Source organism: Streptomyces sp. NBC_00510, assembly GCA_036013505.1.
GTDB lineage: Bacteria > Actinomycetota > Actinomycetes > Streptomycetales > Streptomycetaceae > Actinacidiphila.
The window spans coordinates 9166756-9183422 of sequence record CP107851.1; the positions used below are offsets into that span (position 1 = coordinate 9166756).

Annotated in this window: 18 protein-coding genes; 9 read left to right on the forward strand and 9 right to left on the reverse strand. The window is 74.3% G+C overall.

Annotation, left to right across the window (positions count from 1 at the left end):
* Positions 1 to 56 precede the first annotated feature (56 nt).
* The gene (locus tag OG937_41825) at positions 57 to 803 is read left to right on the forward strand and encodes a GNAT family N-acetyltransferase (GenBank protein ID WUD77791.1); all 747 of its coding nucleotides are present in this window, start codon (positions 57 to 59) and stop codon (positions 801 to 803) included.
* Here the strand turns inward: OG937_41825 and OG937_41830 are convergent.
* Entirely contained in the window at positions 800 to 1687 is an 888-nt protein-coding gene (locus tag OG937_41830) for a helix-turn-helix transcriptional regulator (GenBank protein ID WUD77792.1), read from the reverse strand. The genes OG937_41825 and OG937_41830 overlap by 4 nt on opposite strands.
* Positions 1688 to 1776: 89 nt before the next feature.
* On the opposite strand from OG937_41830, the gene OG937_41835 reads away from it, so the two are divergent.
* Positions 1777 to 2901 carry a hypothetical protein gene (locus OG937_41835; GenBank protein ID WUD77793.1) on the forward strand — a complete coding sequence of 375 codons (1125 nt, stop codon included), beginning with the start codon at positions 1777 to 1779 and terminating at the stop codon, positions 2899 to 2901.
* A gap of 18 nt (positions 2902 to 2919) precedes the next feature.
* Here the strand turns inward: OG937_41835 and OG937_41840 are convergent, their stop codons facing one another.
* Positions 2920 to 3972 carry a sulfite oxidase gene (locus OG937_41840; protein ID WUD79047.1) on the reverse strand — a complete coding sequence of 351 codons (1053 nt, stop codon included), beginning with the start codon at positions 3970 to 3972 and terminating at the stop codon, positions 2920 to 2922.
* Positions 3973 to 4063: 91 nt separating this feature from the next.
* The gene (locus OG937_41845) at positions 4064 to 5350 is read right to left on the reverse strand and encodes a GAF domain-containing protein (protein ID WUD77794.1); all 1287 of its coding nucleotides are present in this window, start codon (positions 5348 to 5350) and stop codon (positions 4064 to 4066) included.
* Between the two features lie 173 nt (positions 5351 to 5523).
* On the opposite strand from OG937_41845, the gene OG937_41850 reads away from it, so the two are divergent.
* Positions 5524 to 7047, forward strand: a complete 1524-nt coding sequence (locus OG937_41850; GenBank protein ID WUD77795.1) for an aldehyde dehydrogenase family protein — start codon at positions 5524 to 5526, stop codon at positions 7045 to 7047.
* 48 nt (positions 7048 to 7095) lie between these two features.
* On the opposite strand, the gene OG937_41855 is transcribed toward OG937_41850, so the two are convergent.
* The 6 genes from OG937_41855 to OG937_41880 all read right to left on the reverse strand — a co-directional run bounded on the left by OG937_41855 (position 7096) and on the right by OG937_41880 (position 11058).
* Positions 7096 to 8187 carry a glutamate--cysteine ligase gene (locus OG937_41855; GenBank protein WUD77796.1) on the reverse strand — a complete coding sequence of 364 codons (1092 nt, stop codon included), beginning with the start codon at positions 8185 to 8187 and terminating at the stop codon, positions 7096 to 7098.
* A gap of 41 nt (positions 8188 to 8228) precedes the next feature.
* Positions 8229 to 8447: a DUF5133 domain-containing protein gene (locus OG937_41860; protein WUD77797.1), complete on the reverse strand. Its 219-nt coding sequence runs from the start codon at positions 8445 to 8447 to the stop codon at positions 8229 to 8231.
* A 98-nt stretch (positions 8448 to 8545) separates the two neighbouring features.
* Entirely contained in the window at positions 8546 to 9259 is a 714-nt protein-coding gene (locus OG937_41865; protein ID WUD77798.1) for an STAS domain-containing protein, read from the reverse strand.
* Between the two features lie 712 nt (positions 9260 to 9971).
* Positions 9972 to 10238 (reverse strand): DUF4235 domain-containing protein, encoded by a 267-nt coding sequence (locus tag OG937_41870; protein WUD77799.1) that lies wholly within the window; start codon positions 10236 to 10238, stop codon positions 9972 to 9974.
* Positions 10235 to 10651, reverse strand: a complete 417-nt coding sequence (locus tag OG937_41875) for a DUF3618 domain-containing protein (GenBank protein ID WUD77800.1) — start codon at positions 10649 to 10651, stop codon at positions 10235 to 10237. Before OG937_41875 ends, OG937_41870 begins: the two co-directional genes overlap by 4 nt.
* Entirely contained in the window at positions 10648 to 11058 is a 411-nt protein-coding gene (locus OG937_41880) for a phage holin family protein (GenBank protein ID WUD77801.1), read from the reverse strand. The genes OG937_41875 and OG937_41880 overlap by 4 nt, the downstream gene beginning before the upstream one ends.
* Before the next feature lie 158 nt (positions 11059 to 11216).
* Here OG937_41880 and OG937_41885 point away from each other — a divergent pair, with 158 nt between their 5' ends.
* From OG937_41885 to OG937_41910, 6 genes are all read left to right on the forward strand, one after another.
* Complete coding sequence (locus tag OG937_41885) at positions 11217 to 11588, forward strand: hypothetical protein (protein ID WUD77802.1); 372 nt, start codon at positions 11217 to 11219, stop codon at positions 11586 to 11588.
* 74 nt (positions 11589 to 11662) lie between these two features.
* Positions 11663 to 12004, forward strand: coding sequence for a hypothetical protein (locus tag OG937_41890; protein WUD77803.1), 342 nt, complete (start codon positions 11663 to 11665; stop codon positions 12002 to 12004).
* Between the two features lie 1010 nt (positions 12005 to 13014).
* Entirely contained in the window at positions 13015 to 13524 is a 510-nt protein-coding gene (locus OG937_41895) for a SigE family RNA polymerase sigma factor (protein WUD77804.1), read from the forward strand.
* Positions 13525 to 13534: 10 nt separating this feature from the next.
* The gene (locus OG937_41900) at positions 13535 to 14056 is read left to right on the forward strand and encodes a cellulase (protein WUD77805.1); all 522 of its coding nucleotides are present in this window, start codon (positions 13535 to 13537) and stop codon (positions 14054 to 14056) included.
* A 136-nt stretch (positions 14057 to 14192) separates the two neighbouring features.
* Complete coding sequence (locus OG937_41905) at positions 14193 to 15407, forward strand: bifunctional glycosyltransferase family 2/GtrA family protein (GenBank protein ID WUD79048.1); 1215 nt, start codon at positions 14193 to 14195, stop codon at positions 15405 to 15407.
* Positions 15404 to 16639 (forward strand): hypothetical protein, encoded by a 1236-nt coding sequence (locus OG937_41910; protein WUD77806.1) that lies wholly within the window; start codon positions 15404 to 15406, stop codon positions 16637 to 16639. The genes OG937_41905 and OG937_41910 overlap by 4 nt, the downstream gene beginning before the upstream one ends.
* Positions 16640 to 16667: the final 28 nt, after the last annotated feature.

The following is a 16667-nucleotide window of genomic DNA, read 5'->3' on the forward strand; positions in this document are numbered from 1 at the left end:
GTGTTGACCCACCCGACAGCCGCCGGCCCCTCGATGGACGGAGACCAGCACCACCCATGTCCACCACCGTTGATCACGCCCACCCCGCGGAGTCCGATGGCGAGCCCGCCCGGGCCGACGCCGCACCTGCCCTGGACAACCCGGTGTGGGCCGCCCTCACCGGCCCGCACGCCGGATTCGCCGAGGTCCGCGGCCGAGCCGCCCGTTACCGGTCCGACGTGTCCGTCTTCGCGGGCCTCGCCGACCCGGCCGACCCCGCCGCCTGGGACGACCTGGCCCGGTTGCTCGGCCCCGGCGGTACCGCCCTGGTCACCGGCTCACCGGTGATCCCCGAGGACTGGGAGGTCGTGGAGGGCGGCGAGGGCATGCAGATGGTCGACACCGCACTCCGCGCCGAGCACGCCCCGGAGGCCGTACGCCTCGGCCCCGCCGACGTCGACGACGTCATGGACCTGATCGCCCGCACGCGGCCCGGCCCCTTCCTGCCGAAGACCCTCGAACTCGGCACGTACCTGGGCATCCGGGAGGACGGCCGGCTGATCGCCATGGCCGGGGAGCGCATCCAGCCGCCCGGCTGGACGGAGATCAGCGCCGTCTGCACCGACCCGGACCACCGCGGCCGCGGCCTGGCGACCCGCCTGATGAGCGCCGTCGCGGCGGGCATCAAGGAGCGCGGGGACACCCCGCTGCTGCACGCCGCCGCGAGCAACACCAACGCGGTACGGCTCTACGAGTCGATCGGCTTCAGCCACCGCCGTCGCACCCTGTTCCTGCTGGTCCGCGCACCGGGAGGCCGGGCCTAACCCCGGTCTGTCCGCTCCCGGTCCTCGCCCGCCCGGGCGGGGGCCGCGGGTCGGACGGTCCCGTCGGCGGTGCCGGCGGCCAGCGACCCGAGCAGGGCCAGCGAGCGCGCCGCCTCCGAACCCGGCTCGGCGTGGTAGATCACCAGGACCTGGCCCTCGGCGCCGTTGACGCTCAGCTTCTCCCGGTACAGGTCCATGTCGCCGACCTGCGGGTGCCGCATCCGCGCGAGCGTGCCCTCGCGCCGGTGCACGTCGTGGCGCGCCCACAGCTTCCGGAAACGGTCGCTCTTCAGCGAAAGCTCGCCCACGAGCGCGGCCAGCCGGGGGTCGTCGGGATCGGGCCCGGCCACCGCGCGCAGACTCGCCACCGCGTTCACCGTGGCGGTCTGCCAGTCCCGGTGCAGCTCCCGCTCCTCCGGGTCCAGGAACGCCGCGCGGAGCCGGTTCACCCCCGGCACGTTGTTCGGCGACAGCGCCCGCGCCAGGGCGTTCGCGGCCAGGACGTCGAGGTACCTCCCCTGCACGAGTGCCGGCATCGGCAACTGGCCGAGCAACTGGATGATGTGCCCCGGCACCTTCTCCTGGGCGGGGCGCCTGGTCCTGCGCGGCTTGGGTCCGACCAGCCCGATCAGGTAGGCCGTCGCGTCGGCGTCCAGCCGCAGCACGCCCGCGAGCGACTCCAGGACCTGCACGGACGGATTGCGGTCCCGCCCCTGCTCCAGCCGGAGGTAGTAGTCCGAGCTGATGCCCGCGAGCATCGCGACCTCCTCGCGCCGTAGCCCCGGCACGCGCCGCAGCCCACCGCCGCCCAGGCCGACGTCCTCGGGCCGGACGAGTTCCCTCCGGGCCCGCAGGAAGTCACCGATCACATTCGAGCCGTCCATGCGCCCCACGCTAGTTCGCCCCCCGCCCCCGTGCCTGGCCCTGCCGCCCCCAGGAACGGCCCGGCCGTGACCGTCTGGGACCATGGCGCATGGCTGACGAGAACCCGGGTCCCGCCCTTGGGGACGTGCTCGACGACGGGCAGGCACGGGCGCTGATCGGCGCCACCTCCGGCGCCGAGGACCTTCCGGTCGGCGGCGCGACGATGACCATAGGCTCCGCCGGGACGCTGATCATCGTGGACGCGGGGGACGTACCGGGGCGCAGCGGTGTGTGGAACGCCCAGGAGATCCGGCTGCTCGGCCCCGCGCCGGCTCCGGTGCTGGAGCGGCTCTGGGATCCGCCCGGTTTCCATCTGATGGCCCGCGTGGACGAGGGCCTGCTCCACCTCGGCACGGGCCACGCCGAAGTGATCGGTTCGCACCTCCCGCCCGGCGCCACCGTGTACGAACTCGACGACTGCACGGTACGGCTGCAGACGTCCCTCAGCAGGGCGCTGCTCGACCGGGTCCGCCCGCCGCGCCCCGTCGCGGCCCGCCCCGGCCTGGAGTGGCTGGACGAGGTGAACGGCGACCGTGCCCTCGCGCTGGAGCGGTTCGTCACGGGCTGGTACCCGGCCACCGACGGCGCCGCGAAGCCGCCGTTCGTACCGGGCGGCTCCACCGACCTGCCCACCGCGCTCACGCAGCTCTACCGGCTGGCCGTACGGCGCCCCGGCGTCCTGGGCGTCCAGAACCGCATCGTCGAGGACCCCCGTCGCGAGACCGACCGCTGCGGCGACATGCGCGTCATCGGCGTCGAGAACCAAGGAGGGTTCCACTGGTCCACGCCGTGGACGCCCGGCGAGCCCGAGGACGATCCGACCGTCTGGTACAGGGTGCACGACGAACCGCCGGTCGCCGAACGCGAACTGCTCAGCGGCTTCCTCCTCCAGTTCGCGCTCTACGAAGCCGCGATGGGCGCCGACTACGTGGCGATGGCGCACGGCATCACCGGAGTACAGGTCGAGCCGCTCACCCGGGAACTGCGCCCGGTTCCCCTCCGGCCCTTCGAGCCCCGGGCGGCCAGGCGTTTCCACGTGGCACCCGGGCTCGTCCTGAGCGTCTCGAAAGGCTGGAGGGAGGACCGGTTCGACGTACGGGCCGCGGCCACCGACCGCGGTGGCCTGGGCCCCCTGTCCCACGACGCCGTCGACTGGCTGCACTTCGACGGGTGACCCCGCGCCGCGCGGACCTCAGGCGCCGGCTTCCAGGCACAGCACCGGTACGCGCTGGACGAGGTTGTTGGCGAAGCCGCCGCGGTTCCAGGGCTGTTCCAGCGGCTGGGTGTGGCCCTCCGCGTCGGTGGCGCGGACGCTGAGCACGTGGTCGCCGGGCGTCGCCTCCCAGGTGGTGTGCCAGTGCCGCCAGGCCCAGGGGTGGCCCTCGTCGCCGAGTGCGGCCGCCTGCCAGGTGTGGCCGCCGTCCGTGCTCGTCTCGACGCCGACGACCGGCGCGCGGCCGGACCACGCCCGGCCCTCCAGGCGCTGCGGGCCCGGCCGGACGACGCGGGTGCGCGTCATGAAGTCGGGGAAGCCGGGCGGCACCATGAGGGCGCGCGGCGCGATCCGGGTCACCGGCTCGCCCGGCTCGTCGGGCTCCTGCCGGATGCGGTACGCGACGGACTGCTGGAAGCCGGTGAACGGGGTGTCGGTGAGGGTGATGTCGTGCAGCCACTTCACGTGCGCCATGCCGTACCAGCCGGGGACGACCAGCCGGACGGGGTGGCCGTGCTGCGGCGGCAGGGGTGCGCCGTTCATGGCGTACGCCACCAGGACCTCGGGGTCCTCGGCGGTCGCGGCCGCGACCGTCAGCGAGCGCTGGTAGTCCTGCTCGACCCCGCGCTCCACACCGTGGTCGGCGCCGGTGAAGACCGCCTCGACGGCGTCGGGTTCCACGCCCGCCTCCCGCAGCAGCGTGCGCAGCGGCACGCCCGTCCAGTCGGCAGTCCCCACCGCCTCGGTCAGCCAGGGCTGGCTGACCGGCCGCGGGGTCAGTCCGGCACGGCCGTTGCCCGCGCACTCCATGGTGACCCGGTGCGTGACGGCCGGATACCGGCGCAGGTCGTCCATGGACAGTTCCAGCGGGGTGCGGACCTTGCCGCCGACGGTGAGCCGCCAGGTCCTGGCGTCGGCCGGCGGGATGTCGAAGTGGACCAGTACGTAGTGCAGGCCGGGTGGTGTGACCTCGTAGCGCAGGGCCTCCAGGGGGAGTGCGTGGTTGCGGGCCGCCAGGCCCAGTTCGTCCATGCCGATGCCCTCGGCCGGGTCGGCCAGCCGGGACGCGGCGCTCACGTGCGCGATGTTCGGATCATCCACCCCACCAGTGTGCCCCGGCAGGTCACTGCCGGGCACGGTCGAGCAGCGCGCGCAGCACCGGACGCCGCGGCGACTCGCGGGGCAGGGCGCGCAGCGCCGCCTGCAGCAGGTCGACGTCGTCGTGGTTGCCCGGCCGGTCCAGCCAGTCGAGCAGCAGCCTGGCGTCGCCCCGGTCGCGCAGGGCGCGGCGCAGCCCGCAGTGGAGTTCCTCGCGCGCGTCGACGATGGCCGGGGCATCCGAAGCGGGCAGCAGCGCCCCGGGGTAGCGGGCCAGGGCCCGGCGGTGGGCGCCGCGCGCGAGGAGGGCCCGGACCTCGTCCGCGTCCGTGGTGGTCGGCAGCAGCAGCCGGTACGGGCGCGAGCCCAGCACCTGCGGGCCGAGCAGCCGGCGCAGCCGCGACATCTCGGCCCGCATGGTGACCTGGGCCGATTCTTGCTCGTGCAGCCGGACCGCCAGCGCGTCGGCGCCCAGCCCCCGGGGATGTCGGGCCAGCAGGAAGACGATCTCCGAATGGCGCGGGCTCAGTTCGACCGTGCCGTACGGGGAGGTCAGCCGCGCCCGGTCGCGGGCCAGCACCTCCAGCCGTGCCGTCGCGGTCCCCGGTGCCGGGGCTGCCGGCAGCACGCCGCGCAGCCGCAGCAGCCGCAGTTCGGCCTCCGCCGCCGCCACGGTGGCCCGCACCAGGGCCAGTGCGTGCGGCGCCGCGATGTGGTCCCCGCCCGTCAGGTCGATGACGCCGATCACCGCGCCGGTGTCCGGGTCGCGGACCGGGGCCGCCGAGCAGCTCCACGGGTGCACCGGACGGATGAAGTGCTCGCCCGCGTAGATCTGCAGGGGCCGCCCGAGCGCGACCGCGGTGCCGGGTGCGTTGGTGCCGGCCGCGTCCTCGGCCCACTCCGCGCCCTCGACGAAGCCGATCCGTTCGGCCCGCGCCGCCAGCCCCGGGGTCCCCTCGACCCACAGCAACCGGGCGTGCTCGTCGCCGACCGCCACCAACTGGGCGCTGTCCTGCGCCGGTTCGACGAGCAGGCTGCGCACGACGGGCAGCACGGCCGCCATCGGGTGCTGCCGCCGGTAGTCCCGCAGCTCCGCGGCGCCGAGCCCGGGGGAGCGGGGGCCGTCGGCCTCCGGGTCCACGCCGCGGCTGAGCGAGCGCTGCCAGGAGTCGCGGACGACGTCGCGCACCGGCCGCGGCGGGCGACCCGTCGTCAGGAACTCCTCGTGGGCGCGCGCCACGTCCCGCCGTAGGAGGTCCGGATCGGTTCCCGGCGGCCAGGCCGCGTAGGACGCCGCGTACGAGACTGTCATGGCCGTCCCCGGAAGTAGGCACGGACCGGTGCCCGGCGGCACCGGGTGGGGTGCTGCCGAGTGTAGTTCCGCGGTGGCGCTCCGCCGCAACCCTGTTGCAACCTTGGGTGTCCTACGGTCGCGTCGAACGCCGTCCGCAACGGAGCGGGCGGCTCGCAATGGGAGGCCGCCCCATGACCCGGTACGCCAACCCCGGCTCCGACGACGCGATCATGAAGTACCAGCCCCGCTACGACCACTGGATCGGCGGCGAGTACGTGCCGCCCGCCCGCGGCGAGTACTTCGAGAACCCGACCCCGGTCACCGGCGAGACCTTCACCGAGGTCGCCCGCGGCACCGCCGAGGACGTCGAGCGGGCCCTCGACGCCGCCCACGCGGCCGCGCCGGCGTGGGGCCGTACGTCGGTGACCGAGCGGGCCAACATCCTCAACAGGATCGCGGACCGCATGGAGGCGCACCTGGAGGAACTGGCGGTCGCCGAGAGCTGGGAGAACGGCAAGCCGGTCCGGGAGACCCTCGCCGCCGACATCCCGCTGGCCATCGACCACTTCCGCTACTTCGCGGGTGCCATCCGCGCCCAGGAGGGCAGCCTCGCCGAGATCGACGACGACACCGTCGCGTACCACTTCCACGAGCCCCTGGGCGTCGTCGCGCAGATCATCCCCTGGAACTTCCCGATCCTGATGGCGACGTGGAAGCTCGCCCCGGCCCTCGCCGCGGGCAACGCCGTCGTCATCAAGCCGGCCGAACAGACCCCGGCCTCCATCCACTTCTGGATGAGCCTGATCGCCGACCTGCTGCCGCCCGGCGTGGTCAACATCGTCAACGGCTTCGGCGTCGAGGCCGGCAAGCCGCTCGCCTCCAGCCCGCGCGTCGCCAAGGTCGCCTTCACCGGCGAGACCACCACCGGCCGGCTCATCATGCAGTACGCCTCGCAGAACCTGAGGCCCGTCACCCTGGAGCTGGGCGGCAAGAGCCCCAACATCTTCTTCGACGACGTCTCCAGCGCCGACGACGACTTCTACGACAAGGCGCTCGAGGGCTTCACGATGTTCGCCCTCAACCAGGGCGAGGTCTGCACCTGCCCGTCCCGCGCGCTGATCCAGGGCGGCCACTACAACGCCTTCCTCGAGGCGGCCGTCACCCGCACCGAGAAGATCGTCCAGGGCCACCCGCTGGACATCTCCACCATGATCGGCGCCCAGGCCTCCAACGACCAGCTGGAGAAGATCCTCTCCTACTTCGACATCGGCCAGCAGGAAGGCGCCAAGGTCCTCACCGGCGGCGAACGCGCCGACCTGGGCGGCGAACTGGCCGGCGGCTACTACGTCCGGCCGACCATCCTCGAGGGCGACAACCGCATGCGCGTCTTCCAGGAGGAGATTTTCGGCCCCGTCGTCGCCGTCACCTCCTTCGGCGACTTCGACGACGCCATCGCCACCGCCAACGACACCCTCTACGGCCTCGGCGCCGGCGTGTGGACCCGCGACGGCAGCACCGCCTACCGCGCAGGCCGCGCGATCCAGGCGGGCCGGGTGTGGACCAACTGTTACCACGCCTACCCGGCGCATGCCGCCTTCGGCGGCTACAAGCAGTCGGGCATCGGCCGCGAGACGCACAAGATGATGCTCGACCACTACCAGCAGACCAAGAACCTGCTGGTCAGCTACTCCCCGAAGAAGCTCGGCTTCTTCTAGGCCGCCACCTGACAGGGGTGCCTGGCCCGGCAGGGCCAGGCACCCCTGTCAGGTGTGGGTGAGGCGGACGCAGGCCGCGGCGACTTCGCGGAGGTCGCCGGTGCGGCGCAGCAGGTCGCGTTGGACGCGGGCACCGTTGCCGGTCTTGAGGAGTCCGGCGAGGGCGTCCTGCGCGGGGACCAGGTCGCCGTTGTCCTCCAGGGCGTCGCGTACGCGGTCGAACAGCGCGCGGACCACGGCCTCGGCCGGGGCGGGCTCCATGGTCACCGGGTGGACCAGGCGGCCGTCGATGCCCTCGCGGGCCGCCCGCCAGGTCGCCAGCCGCAGCAGGGCCACGCCGTGCGCCGACGGCGGCTCACCGGCCCGCCACGCGCGGGCCGCGGTCTCCACCAGCGCCCGCACCAACGTCGCCAGCAACGCGGTACCGGACGCGTCCAGGCACACGTCCGCGACGCGGACCTCGACGGTGGGGTAGGTGTGCGACAGCCGGGCGTCGAAGTACACCATGCCCTCATCGCGCAGCGCGCCGGTGGCGATCATGGACCGCACCAGCTCGTGGTAGGCGGCGGCGGAACCGAACGGCTCCACCGGACCGGCCGACGGCCACCTGCCCCACACCCGGCTGCGGTAGCTCGCGTAGCCGCTGTCCCGGCCCTGCCAGAACGGCGAGTTCCCGCTGAGCGCCAGCAACACCGGCAGCCAGCAGCGGATCCGGTCCAGGACCGCGACGCCCTCCTCGTCGGACTCCACCGACACATGGACGTGACAGCCACACGTCAGCTGCTCCTGCGCGGTCAGCCCGTACCGCTCCCGCAGCCACCCGTACCGCTCCCCGGTGCTCAGCTGTGGGCTCACCGGCAACGGCGACGTCGCCAGCGCCGCCACCGCGCCACCGGACTCCTCAGCGTGCCGTGCCGCCTCCGCCCGCCACCGCACGATCTCCGCCGCCAGGTCCTCCATCCGCGACTGCGGCCGGGTGGCGAACTCCACCTGCTGACGCTGCAGTTCCGCCTCGAACACCTGGCGGCCCGCCGTGCCGTCACGGCGGGCCGACGCCAGCACCGCCGTCGACAACGCCCGCGGCTCCCCGGACTCCGCGTCCAGCAGCAGGAGTTCCTCCTCCACACCGACCGTGCGCAACGCTTCTCCTTCCCGGCGGCCGCGGGGGACGCGGACGCGACTCAGGCAAGCACCGAATCGTCCTCCGGGCGGGCCCCCGGCAGCCGCAGCCGCGCCGCGATCAGCGCCGTGTCGACGTCCCGCGTGCCGGTCGCCACGCACAGCGTGTACGAGACGTCCGCCATCCGGCGGCGCACCTCGGGGTCCCCAGGGCCGAGCATCCTCAGCGTCTCGTAACGGTCGACCAGGTCGTTCAGCACGGCGGGGTGGGCCAGCAGCACATCGTCCTCCTGCGGGGCGGTTCATGGGGTCAAGCCGCGTACCTGGCTGCCGCCTACCCCGGCTTCGTCCGGGCACGCAGGGGGAGCGCGGTGCGGGATCAGCGGCGGGTCCGCTCCGGCAGGGCGGTGACGATGATCTCGCGGGTCGCCGTGCGGTCCTCGACCGTGCGGAACCCGGCGAGGGCCAGCGCGTCCAGCACCGCCCTGTGGAGCGGGCGGCGGTGCGGCCCGGCCGCATGCCGCGCCGTCACATCGGTGCCGAGGAGGGTGCCCCAGCGCACGACCACGCCCCGCGGCCCCGCCTCCACGACGGGACGGTCCTCGCCGCCCGTGTGCTGTGCGAGCGGCAGGCCCGCGTCCAGCAGGGCCAGGCACACCGCCGTGTACAGGCGCCGGACGTCCGCGCCGAGCCGATGGGCCGACGGGCGGGACGGGGTGAGCGCGCCGCGGTTGCCGGTGAGGTCGAGCAGCCGCAGGACGGTGTCGCTCACGGCGGTCACGGTCAGCGTCCGGTGCGCGGCCATGGCGCGGTTGCGCAGCTCCAGCAGGGCGTTCAGCCCCGCGCCGTCGCAACCGGTGACGTCGCGCAGGTCCAGGTCGAGGCCGTCCCCCGCCTCCAGGGCGGCGAAGAGGGCGTGGCGCACTTCCGGCGCGGTCGCGGCGTCGAGCTCGCCGATCAGGACGGCTTCGGTGCGCGCCGCGCCGCGGGGACTGAGCAGGATGGTCAGGCGCGTATGGGACTCGTGCTGCCCGGCGAGTTCGGGTCCCGCGGGAACGGAGTGCACCCGCAGATCGGGAAACCGGTCCGACATGCCGTACCTCCTGCACTTTCGCTGCTCGCCGGTGCGTGCACCATCTCGGCGTGGAGTGATCGGAAAACGTGAACGACACCCGGAGGCCCGCATGAACATTTCCGGGCAAAGGGGTGACATCGGCATGATATGTGCTGGAGGGCGGGTTGGCGCCCGGTGTGCCGGGAGCGTCCGTCCGCGCGTCGCGACGGGGCCGCCCTCCCGGTCGGCGGTCGTACGCGGGCACCGAGGGGGCGGGGCTCAGGGAGCCGGGGCCTGAGCGAGCCTGTCCAGGCGGTTCACGGGCAGGGTGGCCCCGCCCGCGGGGTTCCGGGAGGAGTACCCGCCGTGGTTGATCAGGTGGCCGCCCGCGGTCGTGATCCTGGCGCACGGGACCGCACGGCCCCTGCTCCGCCGACAGGGCGGCGGCCGCGAGCCGCTCGGGCCCACCGACCCGGATGCGCGCAGTTGTGCAGGTGCCCGACCCAGAACAGATGGGTGTCGAAGAGGCGGTGGGAGGCCGGCCCCGCCACAGAGCCGGCCCTCCGGGAGTCCGGTTCCGAGAAGCCACACGGATGGGGACACCCACCACCGTAGGGGCCGCCACTGACAACCGGCGGGTGCAGCAACGTCCGCCCCGGGGGGGGGGCCTGGCAGCCAACGGTGGGCAGGGGCCGCGGGGTGTTCCCGCCAGGGCGCCCGGCTGCGGGAGACCGCCCGCGCGACGTGAACCTCAGCCCGGCCAGACACCGGTGAGACGCCGGGTGACGGTCGCGCCCCCGCGGTCGACCGCCGCCTTGACGAAGGCGAAGATCGCGCCTTGCAGCGCCGCCGCGGTGAGCACCTCGGCCCAGGAGCGGTCCTCGTCGGTGGCGTCGGGCGCGTCCTGTTCGTGGCCTAGGGTCTTCCACGCCCGCTTGAACAACGCGCCGGCGATCAGCCCGGAGACCGCGCCCAGGGTCAGGCCCACGGGCTTGTAGACGATTTTCGACGCCTTCACCCGCGCCTCCTCCTGGCGCGGCGCACCAACAGCAACACCCCCATCGCCGCGCCGGCGCCCAGCAGGGGCGCGCGATGGGACCGGGCGGCGCGTGCGGTCCGGCCGGCACGCGCTCGTACCGCCGGGGCCTTCGCGCGGGCCAGCCGCCCGGCGTGGACCGCCTGGAGCCGCATGTGCCGAGCCGCCTTGACGGCCTTGTCCCGGGCCGGCTCCGGGGTCTTCTCCCGGACCAACTCGCCCATCCGGGACGCCGCCTCGTGCGCCTTGGCGCCGGCCTGGCCGGCCCGGCCCCCCAGCCGGCCCTTGACGTCGGTCTTCGCCGTCAGCGCCGCGACGGTGCGGCCCAGTTCCTCGCGCGTCGCCTCGACGCGCTCACGCAGTTCGTCGGTCGTCGGTGACTTGTCGCTCGTCATCGGTGTGCCCTTTCCTTGAGTTCCGCGATGTCGGCCTTGACGCTGTCGATGGTGGCCTCCGGCGCGGGCGGGGCCGCCCGGCCGAACTGCCTGCGGCCCGCCGCGGCCAGTACCGCCGCGACCAGGGCCAGGACTCCCGTGACGACCAGCGCCGCCGCCCACACCGGCAGCGCGAGCGCCAGGCCCGCGACGGCGGCGACGGCGAGCCCCTGCAGCATCAGGACCGCGAAGAGGCCCGCCCCGCCGAACAGACCGCCGCCCCGGCCGAAGCGGCGGCCCTTCCGGGCCATCTCCGCCTGGGCCAGCCGCATTTCCTCGCGTACCAATCGCGACAGCTGCTCCGACGCGCGGGACACCAGTTCGCCCACCCGTTCGTCACCGCCACCGCGGTGCTCGGTCGCGCACACGGGCCTTCACCTGCCTCCGTCTGTACCACGTCCCGTCTTCCGCTCGCCCCCTCACTGCGCGCCTTCCCGGTCCGCACCGGCTCACGCGCGATCACCGTCCCCTCCTGACGTGACCTCAGGCCCCACCGGATCACGCCGCGTTCGGCAGGATGGGGACCATGAAGACAACCTCCATGCCGCAGCCGGGCTCGTCCTGCCGGGGCTCCGCCCTGTCCCTGTGGTCCAAGGACTCGGTGCTCTCCATCGGCTCGGCGGGCTCCGTGCTCTCCATCGGCTCCGTCGGCTCGGTGCTGTCCGTCGGCTCAGTCGGCAGCGCCCTCTCCGCGGGGTCCATCGGTTCCGCCCTGTCGCTGCTGTCCACCGGTTCGTGGCTGAGCGTGGGCTCACTGCTGTCCGCCGGGTCGCGCTGGTCGGTCCTGTCCTGGCGCTCCTCGCACGGTTTCCGCTCCGCGGGCACGGCCGCCGCCGTGGCCGGAGCGGCCGCGCTCGTGCTGCTGGCCCGTTCGGCGGGGGACCCGCCAGCGGAGTGATCACGGGCCCGCCCGGCGTGCCGCGCCGGGGCCCGGCCGGGGTCCGGGGGTTTGGATGGGGCGGCCGCGGACCGGTGGCCGTCGCATCCGACCTGGTCGTGCGTGTCCGCCCTGTCGCTGTGCCCGTCCTGTCCGTGGCGATGCTGGTGGCCGTGGCGCCCTCCGTACAGGCCGCGGACAGCTGGACGCCGCACCGCGACGGCGGCCGGAGCGTACGGCTCGCCGTGTACGACTCCGGGCGCGTCGGCCACGCCGTGATCACCGTCCACCGGGTCGGGCGCGGCTGGGAGGTCGACGCCCTCGTCACCAAGGAGGTCGACGACCCCTCTACCTCGCCACCGACGACGGCGAGGACGGCGGCCAGGGCCGGGAGATCGGCGCCCAGTGCGGCTCCGCCGACACCACCACCCGCATGATCAGCCACACGGAGTTCCGCCGGCTGGACCTCGGCTGGGTCGACGGCGACGGCGTCCCCGTCAGCCGGCGCAGCGTCAGGCTCTGACGGCGTGCGCGGTGTCCGCGACCTCGCCGGAACCGCTGGCCCGCGACCGTAGCGATGGGGTTCGACTGGACGATGGACTGCGAGCGTTGCCTGGAACCCTTGAACCCTCCCCCTGCTGAAGCAGGGGGATTCCTGGCTCAGGAAGCCCCGCAGGTCAGCGACCCGCAAGGTCTTACTCCCTCAACACCAGCCCGGACGGAACCTGCCCGGTTGTGTGCGGCAAAGCTGTGGTGGCTCGTGCTTGGTCCTCGCAACGCGCCGTCGCGCCGGCTTGGCTCTCGCTCAGCACCACACCCACGCTACTCGACGGTCTTTCGCGCTGGGGGCGAAACCCACATTCCTCACCGGCCTGCAGGCCGGGGCATCCTCGGAGGAACCTGGTGATCGAAGGCCCCGAGGGCGGCTACGTGTGCGGACTGTGCCTGTTCACGGTGTAACCCCCCGGGTACAACAGGCGCCGCGAGGAGGAGCTGCGGCCGTCGCGGCCGAACGCCGCCGCCGCACGCTGGAACGCCGCGCCCGCAAGGGGCTGCCGGTCTGACACGGTGGCCATCCGGCACTCCGCGGACCGGCCGCCCGACCCGGAGGCCATGGCCCGGCCGGCGCGCCATGCCCTCCCGCTGAACGGCCCCGACGCGGGCGCGCCCTTCGGTGACCGGCAGCCGTTGGATCGGGCGCTGCGCCGCGCGCGGCCGGCCGTACGGCGTCGGCCTTCCGACCGCCACCCCATACGCCCCGCCGGAGTCGCGGTCCTGCCCCGGTCCACGTCGTACCGGCCGAGGACGACGACGCCCTCGCCTGCCGCGTGGCCTCCTCCTGTTCCCGCCCGCGTGACCCGGATCACAGGCCTCACCTGCATAGCGGGCCGCCCCCCGGCGTCTTTCCCATGACGTAAGGGCGTGGCGAGACCAGGGGGCGGTGCTGATGGGGGATTCCCGGACCGATGGGGGGTTCGACGAGTTCATGGCAGCCCGGTGGTCCGCCCTGTTCCACCTTGCCCGGCTGCTCACCGGGGGTGACCGGCACCGCGCCGAGGACCTGCTGCAAGAGGCCCTGGTCAAGCTGTGGTTCGCCTGGCCGCGCGTCGCGGACCAGGCACCCGAGGCGTACGTGCGCAAGGTGATGGCCCGGGCCGCGGCCCGCTCGGCCCGGCGGCGTTGGTGGGGGGAGCGCCCCGTCGAGCACCTGCCGGAACCGCCCGCCGTCGGCGACGTCTCCGCCGCCGTTGCGGAGCGGTCCCGGCTGGAGGCCGCGCTGAGCCAGCTGCCGGCCGGGCAGCGTGCCGCGGTGGTGCTCCGCTACTACCAGGACCTGCCGGAGGCGCAGGTCGCGGAGGCCCTGGGGTGCCCCCTCGGCACCGCCCGGTCCCACGCGGCACGGGGCGTGGCACGACTGCGCCGGATCCTGTCGGACGCCATCGAGCCGGTGGGCTGAAGGAGAAGCGATGGACCACTTCGAGCGCGAGCTGTCGCGCATGCTGCGCGACTCCGAGCAGTACACCCCCCTTGAGCCCCGGCACCGGGAACGGCTGCGCGACGGCCTACGGGCCCGCCGCCGCGCCCGCGCCGCCTGGCGGGCCGGCGGGTCGGCCGTCGCGGTGGCCGGCCTCGCCGTCGGACTGGCCCTGCTGCCGGGTGCCTTCGCCGCGAACGAGCCCGCCGTCCCGGCCCCGCAGCCGGCCGGCACCCCGCGGGTGACCGGAACGCTCTCTCCGAGCCCCGACGGTGCGGCGAGCACGAGCCCGGCCTCCCCGGCCATGGGGGAGGGCGGTGCCTACTCCTCCGCGACCGGTTCGGACGCGCCCACGGACACGCCCTCGCCCCCGTACAGCGGCACCGGAGAGCATCCCGGCAGCCGGTCCACCGGCGCCGACCCGTACGGCGGCCCCCCGACCGGGACGGCCACGAGCACCGCCACGAGTCCGCCGACCGGAAGCCCTCCGCCCAGCGGAACTTCGACTCCCTGATCCCGGGCCGCCCGGACACCCCTTCGCGAACACCCCGTCCCGGGCCGCCTCCCGCCCGTCCCGCCTGCCTTCGGCATGCCCTGCACCAGTGAACAGAAGCGGACAGAACATGAGGAAAGACCGACCGGTCGCCGTGATGGAGCGTGCACCCCTCCCGGCCCGCCACGCCGATCCCGTCCTCGACGTCGTGGTTCCCGTGCACAACGAGGAGAAGGACCTGGAGCCGTCCGTCCGGCGCCTCCACGCGCACCTGCGCGACACCTTCCCGTACGCCTTCCGCATCACCGTCGCCGACAACGCCAGCACGGACCGCACCCCGCGGATCGCCGCGCGCCTCGCGTCGGAGCTGCCCGAGGTGGCGTGGACGCGGCTGGCGGACAAGGGGCGCGGACGGGCGCTGCGCGCCGCCTGGTCGCAGTCGCCCGCACCGGTGCTGGCCTACCTGGACGTGGACCTCTCCACCGACCTCGCGGCGCTGCTCCCGTTGGTCGCGCCGCTGATATCCGGGCACTCCGACATCGCCATCGGCACCCGCCTGGCCCGCGGTTCCCGGGTCGTGCGCGGACCGAAGCGGGAGATCGTCTCCCGCTGCTACAACGTCCTGCTGCGCTCGACGCTCGCCGTGCGCTTCTCCGACGCCCAGTGCGGCTTCAAGGCCGTGCGCGGCGACGTCGCCGAGCGGCTGCTGCCCCTGGTCCAGGACTCGGGCTGGTTCTTCGACACCGAACTCCTCGTCATCGCCGAACGCGCAGGGCTGCGCATCCACGAGGTCCCCGTCGACTGGGTCGACGATCCCGACAGCCGGGTGCGCATCGTCCCGACCGCCCTGGCCGACCTCCGTGGCATCGCACGCATCGGCCGCGCGCTCGCCACCGGCCGGCTCCCGCTCGCCGAACTGCGCCACGGCCGCGCGGGCACCGAGACCCAGGCCGGGCTCCTCTCCCAGTTGCTGCGTTTTGCGGCCGTCGGTGCCGTCAGCACCCTCGGCTACCTGCTGCTCTACGCGGCGCTGCGGCCACCCGCGGGCCCCCAGGCCGCCAACGCCCTGGCGCTGCTGGCCTGCGCCCTCGCCAACACCGCAGCCAACCGCCGCCTCACCTTCGGCGTACGCGGCCGCTCCGGCGCCGTACGCCACCATGCGCGCGGACTGCTGGCGTTCCTCGTCGGCCTCGGGCTCACCAGCGGCGCGCTGACCGCCCTGCACCATGCGGCGCCGGCCGTCAGCCGCCGGGCCGAACTCACCGTGCTCGTCGTCGCCAACCTGGCCACCACGCTCCTGCGCTTCCTCCTCTTCCGGTCCTGGGTCTTCCGCGGCCGGCGCGACCGCCGGACGGAAACCACCCCCTCATGACCAGCACGCTCGCCGCCGCCCCGGCCACGGCCACCGCCGGCCCGCGTGAGGAGCCCTCCCGCACCGCCCGCTGGGGGCGCGCCGTCGCCGTCTACGGCACGCTCAAGCTCGCCGGCTTCGCCGTCTTCCTGTACCTGCTGGACCACACCGGCGACTTCCGCGCCAAGAACCCGCGCTTCGGCGGCGGCGCCCACCCCTGGGACGTCCTCGCCAGCTGGGACGGCTGGTGGTACCAGCAGATAGCCACCCACGGATACGATCCGGCGCTGGTCCCCGTACCGGGGGCGACCGGCCCGATCACCCTGCAGGGCAACTCGGCGGCCTTCTTCCCGCTCTACCCGGCCGCGATGCGTCTGGCCTCCGAGGTGACCGGCCTCGGCCCGTACGGGGCCGGGATGCTGGTCTCCGTCCTCGCCTCCTTCGTCGCCGCCCTCGGCGTGTACGCCGTCACCGCCCGCCTCGGCGGCCACCGCGCCGGGCTCTGCGCGGCCGGTCTGTGGGCGGTGTGGCCGGGCTCCGGCACCGAGTGGTCCGGCTACTCGGAGTCCCTGTACGTCGCCCTGGCGGTATGGGCCTGCCACGCGGTCATGAGCCGCCGCTGGCTCACCGCCGGCCTGCTCACCTTCACCGCGGGCCTGGCCCGGCCCACCGCCACCGCGCTGATCGGCGCCCTCGTCCTGGCCGGACTGCTCGCCCTGCGGCGGCCGCGCGCGGACGGCGTGGCGCGTCCGCTGACCGCGATCGTGGTCGCCCCGCTCGGTCTGTCCGGCTACCTCGGCTGGGTGGGCCACCGGATGGGCGATCCCGCGGGCTACTTCAGGCTGCAGGAGGGCGCCTGGGCCCACACCTTCGACTGGGGCAGGCACACCTTCGAGGTCTTCACCTCGGTACCGGTGGGCCGTTTCGACTACCTGTCCGCGTGTCCGGTCGAGGACATCGTCGGGGTCTGCGTCGTCGTGCTCGCCCTCGCCCTGATCCCGGCCCTCGTGCGGCTGCGTCCGCCGCTCGTCCTGGTCGTGTACACGGTCCTCACCGTCGTCACCGTCCTGGGCACGCAGCAGATCTTCGGCAACGTCTCGCGCTACCTGCTGCCCGCCTTCCCGCTGTTCGTGCCGCCCGCGCTGGCCCTCGCCCGCACCCGGCCCGCCGCGCGGGCCGCGCTGCTGGGCTTCGCCGCGCTGGCCTCCGGCTCGTACGCCGGATACGTGCTTTTCGAGCTGGGCGTTCCGTAGCCCGCGGCGGCGGGGCCGCGTCATCCGT

Coding starts and splice junctions, on each gene's coding strand:
- OG937_41845 (WUD77794.1), bottom strand. CDS start 5,350: ATGACAGTCTCGTACGCGGCGTCCTACGCGGCCTGGCCGCCGGGAACC.
- OG937_41875 (WUD77800.1), bottom strand. CDS start 10,651: ATGACGAGCGACAAGTCACCGACGACCGACGAACTGCGTGAGCGCGTC.
- OG937_41840 (WUD79047.1), bottom strand. CDS start 3,972: ATGGACGAACTGGGCCTGGCGGCCCGCAACCACGCACTCCCCCTGGAG.
- OG937_41835 (WUD77793.1), top strand. CDS start 1,777: ATGGCTGACGAGAACCCGGGTCCCGCCCTTGGGGACGTGCTCGACGAC.
- OG937_41885 (WUD77802.1), top strand. CDS start 11,217: ATGAAGACAACCTCCATGCCGCAGCCGGGCTCGTCCTGCCGGGGCTCC.
- OG937_41905 (WUD79048.1), top strand. CDS start 14,193: ATGGAGCGTGCACCCCTCCCGGCCCGCCACGCCGATCCCGTCCTCGAC.
- OG937_41825 (WUD77791.1), top strand. CDS start 57: ATGTCCACCACCGTTGATCACGCCCACCCCGCGGAGTCCGATGGCGAG.
- OG937_41850 (WUD77795.1), top strand. CDS start 5,524: ATGACCCGGTACGCCAACCCCGGCTCCGACGACGCGATCATGAAGTAC.
- OG937_41910 (WUD77806.1), top strand. CDS start 15,404: ATGACCAGCACGCTCGCCGCCGCCCCGGCCACGGCCACCGCCGGCCCG.
- OG937_41900 (WUD77805.1), top strand. CDS start 13,535: ATGGACCACTTCGAGCGCGAGCTGTCGCGCATGCTGCGCGACTCCGAG.
- OG937_41895 (WUD77804.1), top strand. CDS start 13,015: ATGGGGGATTCCCGGACCGATGGGGGGTTCGACGAGTTCATGGCAGCC.
- OG937_41865 (WUD77798.1), bottom strand. CDS start 9,259: ATGTCGGACCGGTTTCCCGATCTGCGGGTGCACTCCGTTCCCGCGGGA.
- OG937_41830 (WUD77792.1), bottom strand. CDS start 1,687: ATGGACGGCTCGAATGTGATCGGTGACTTCCTGCGGGCCCGGAGGGAA.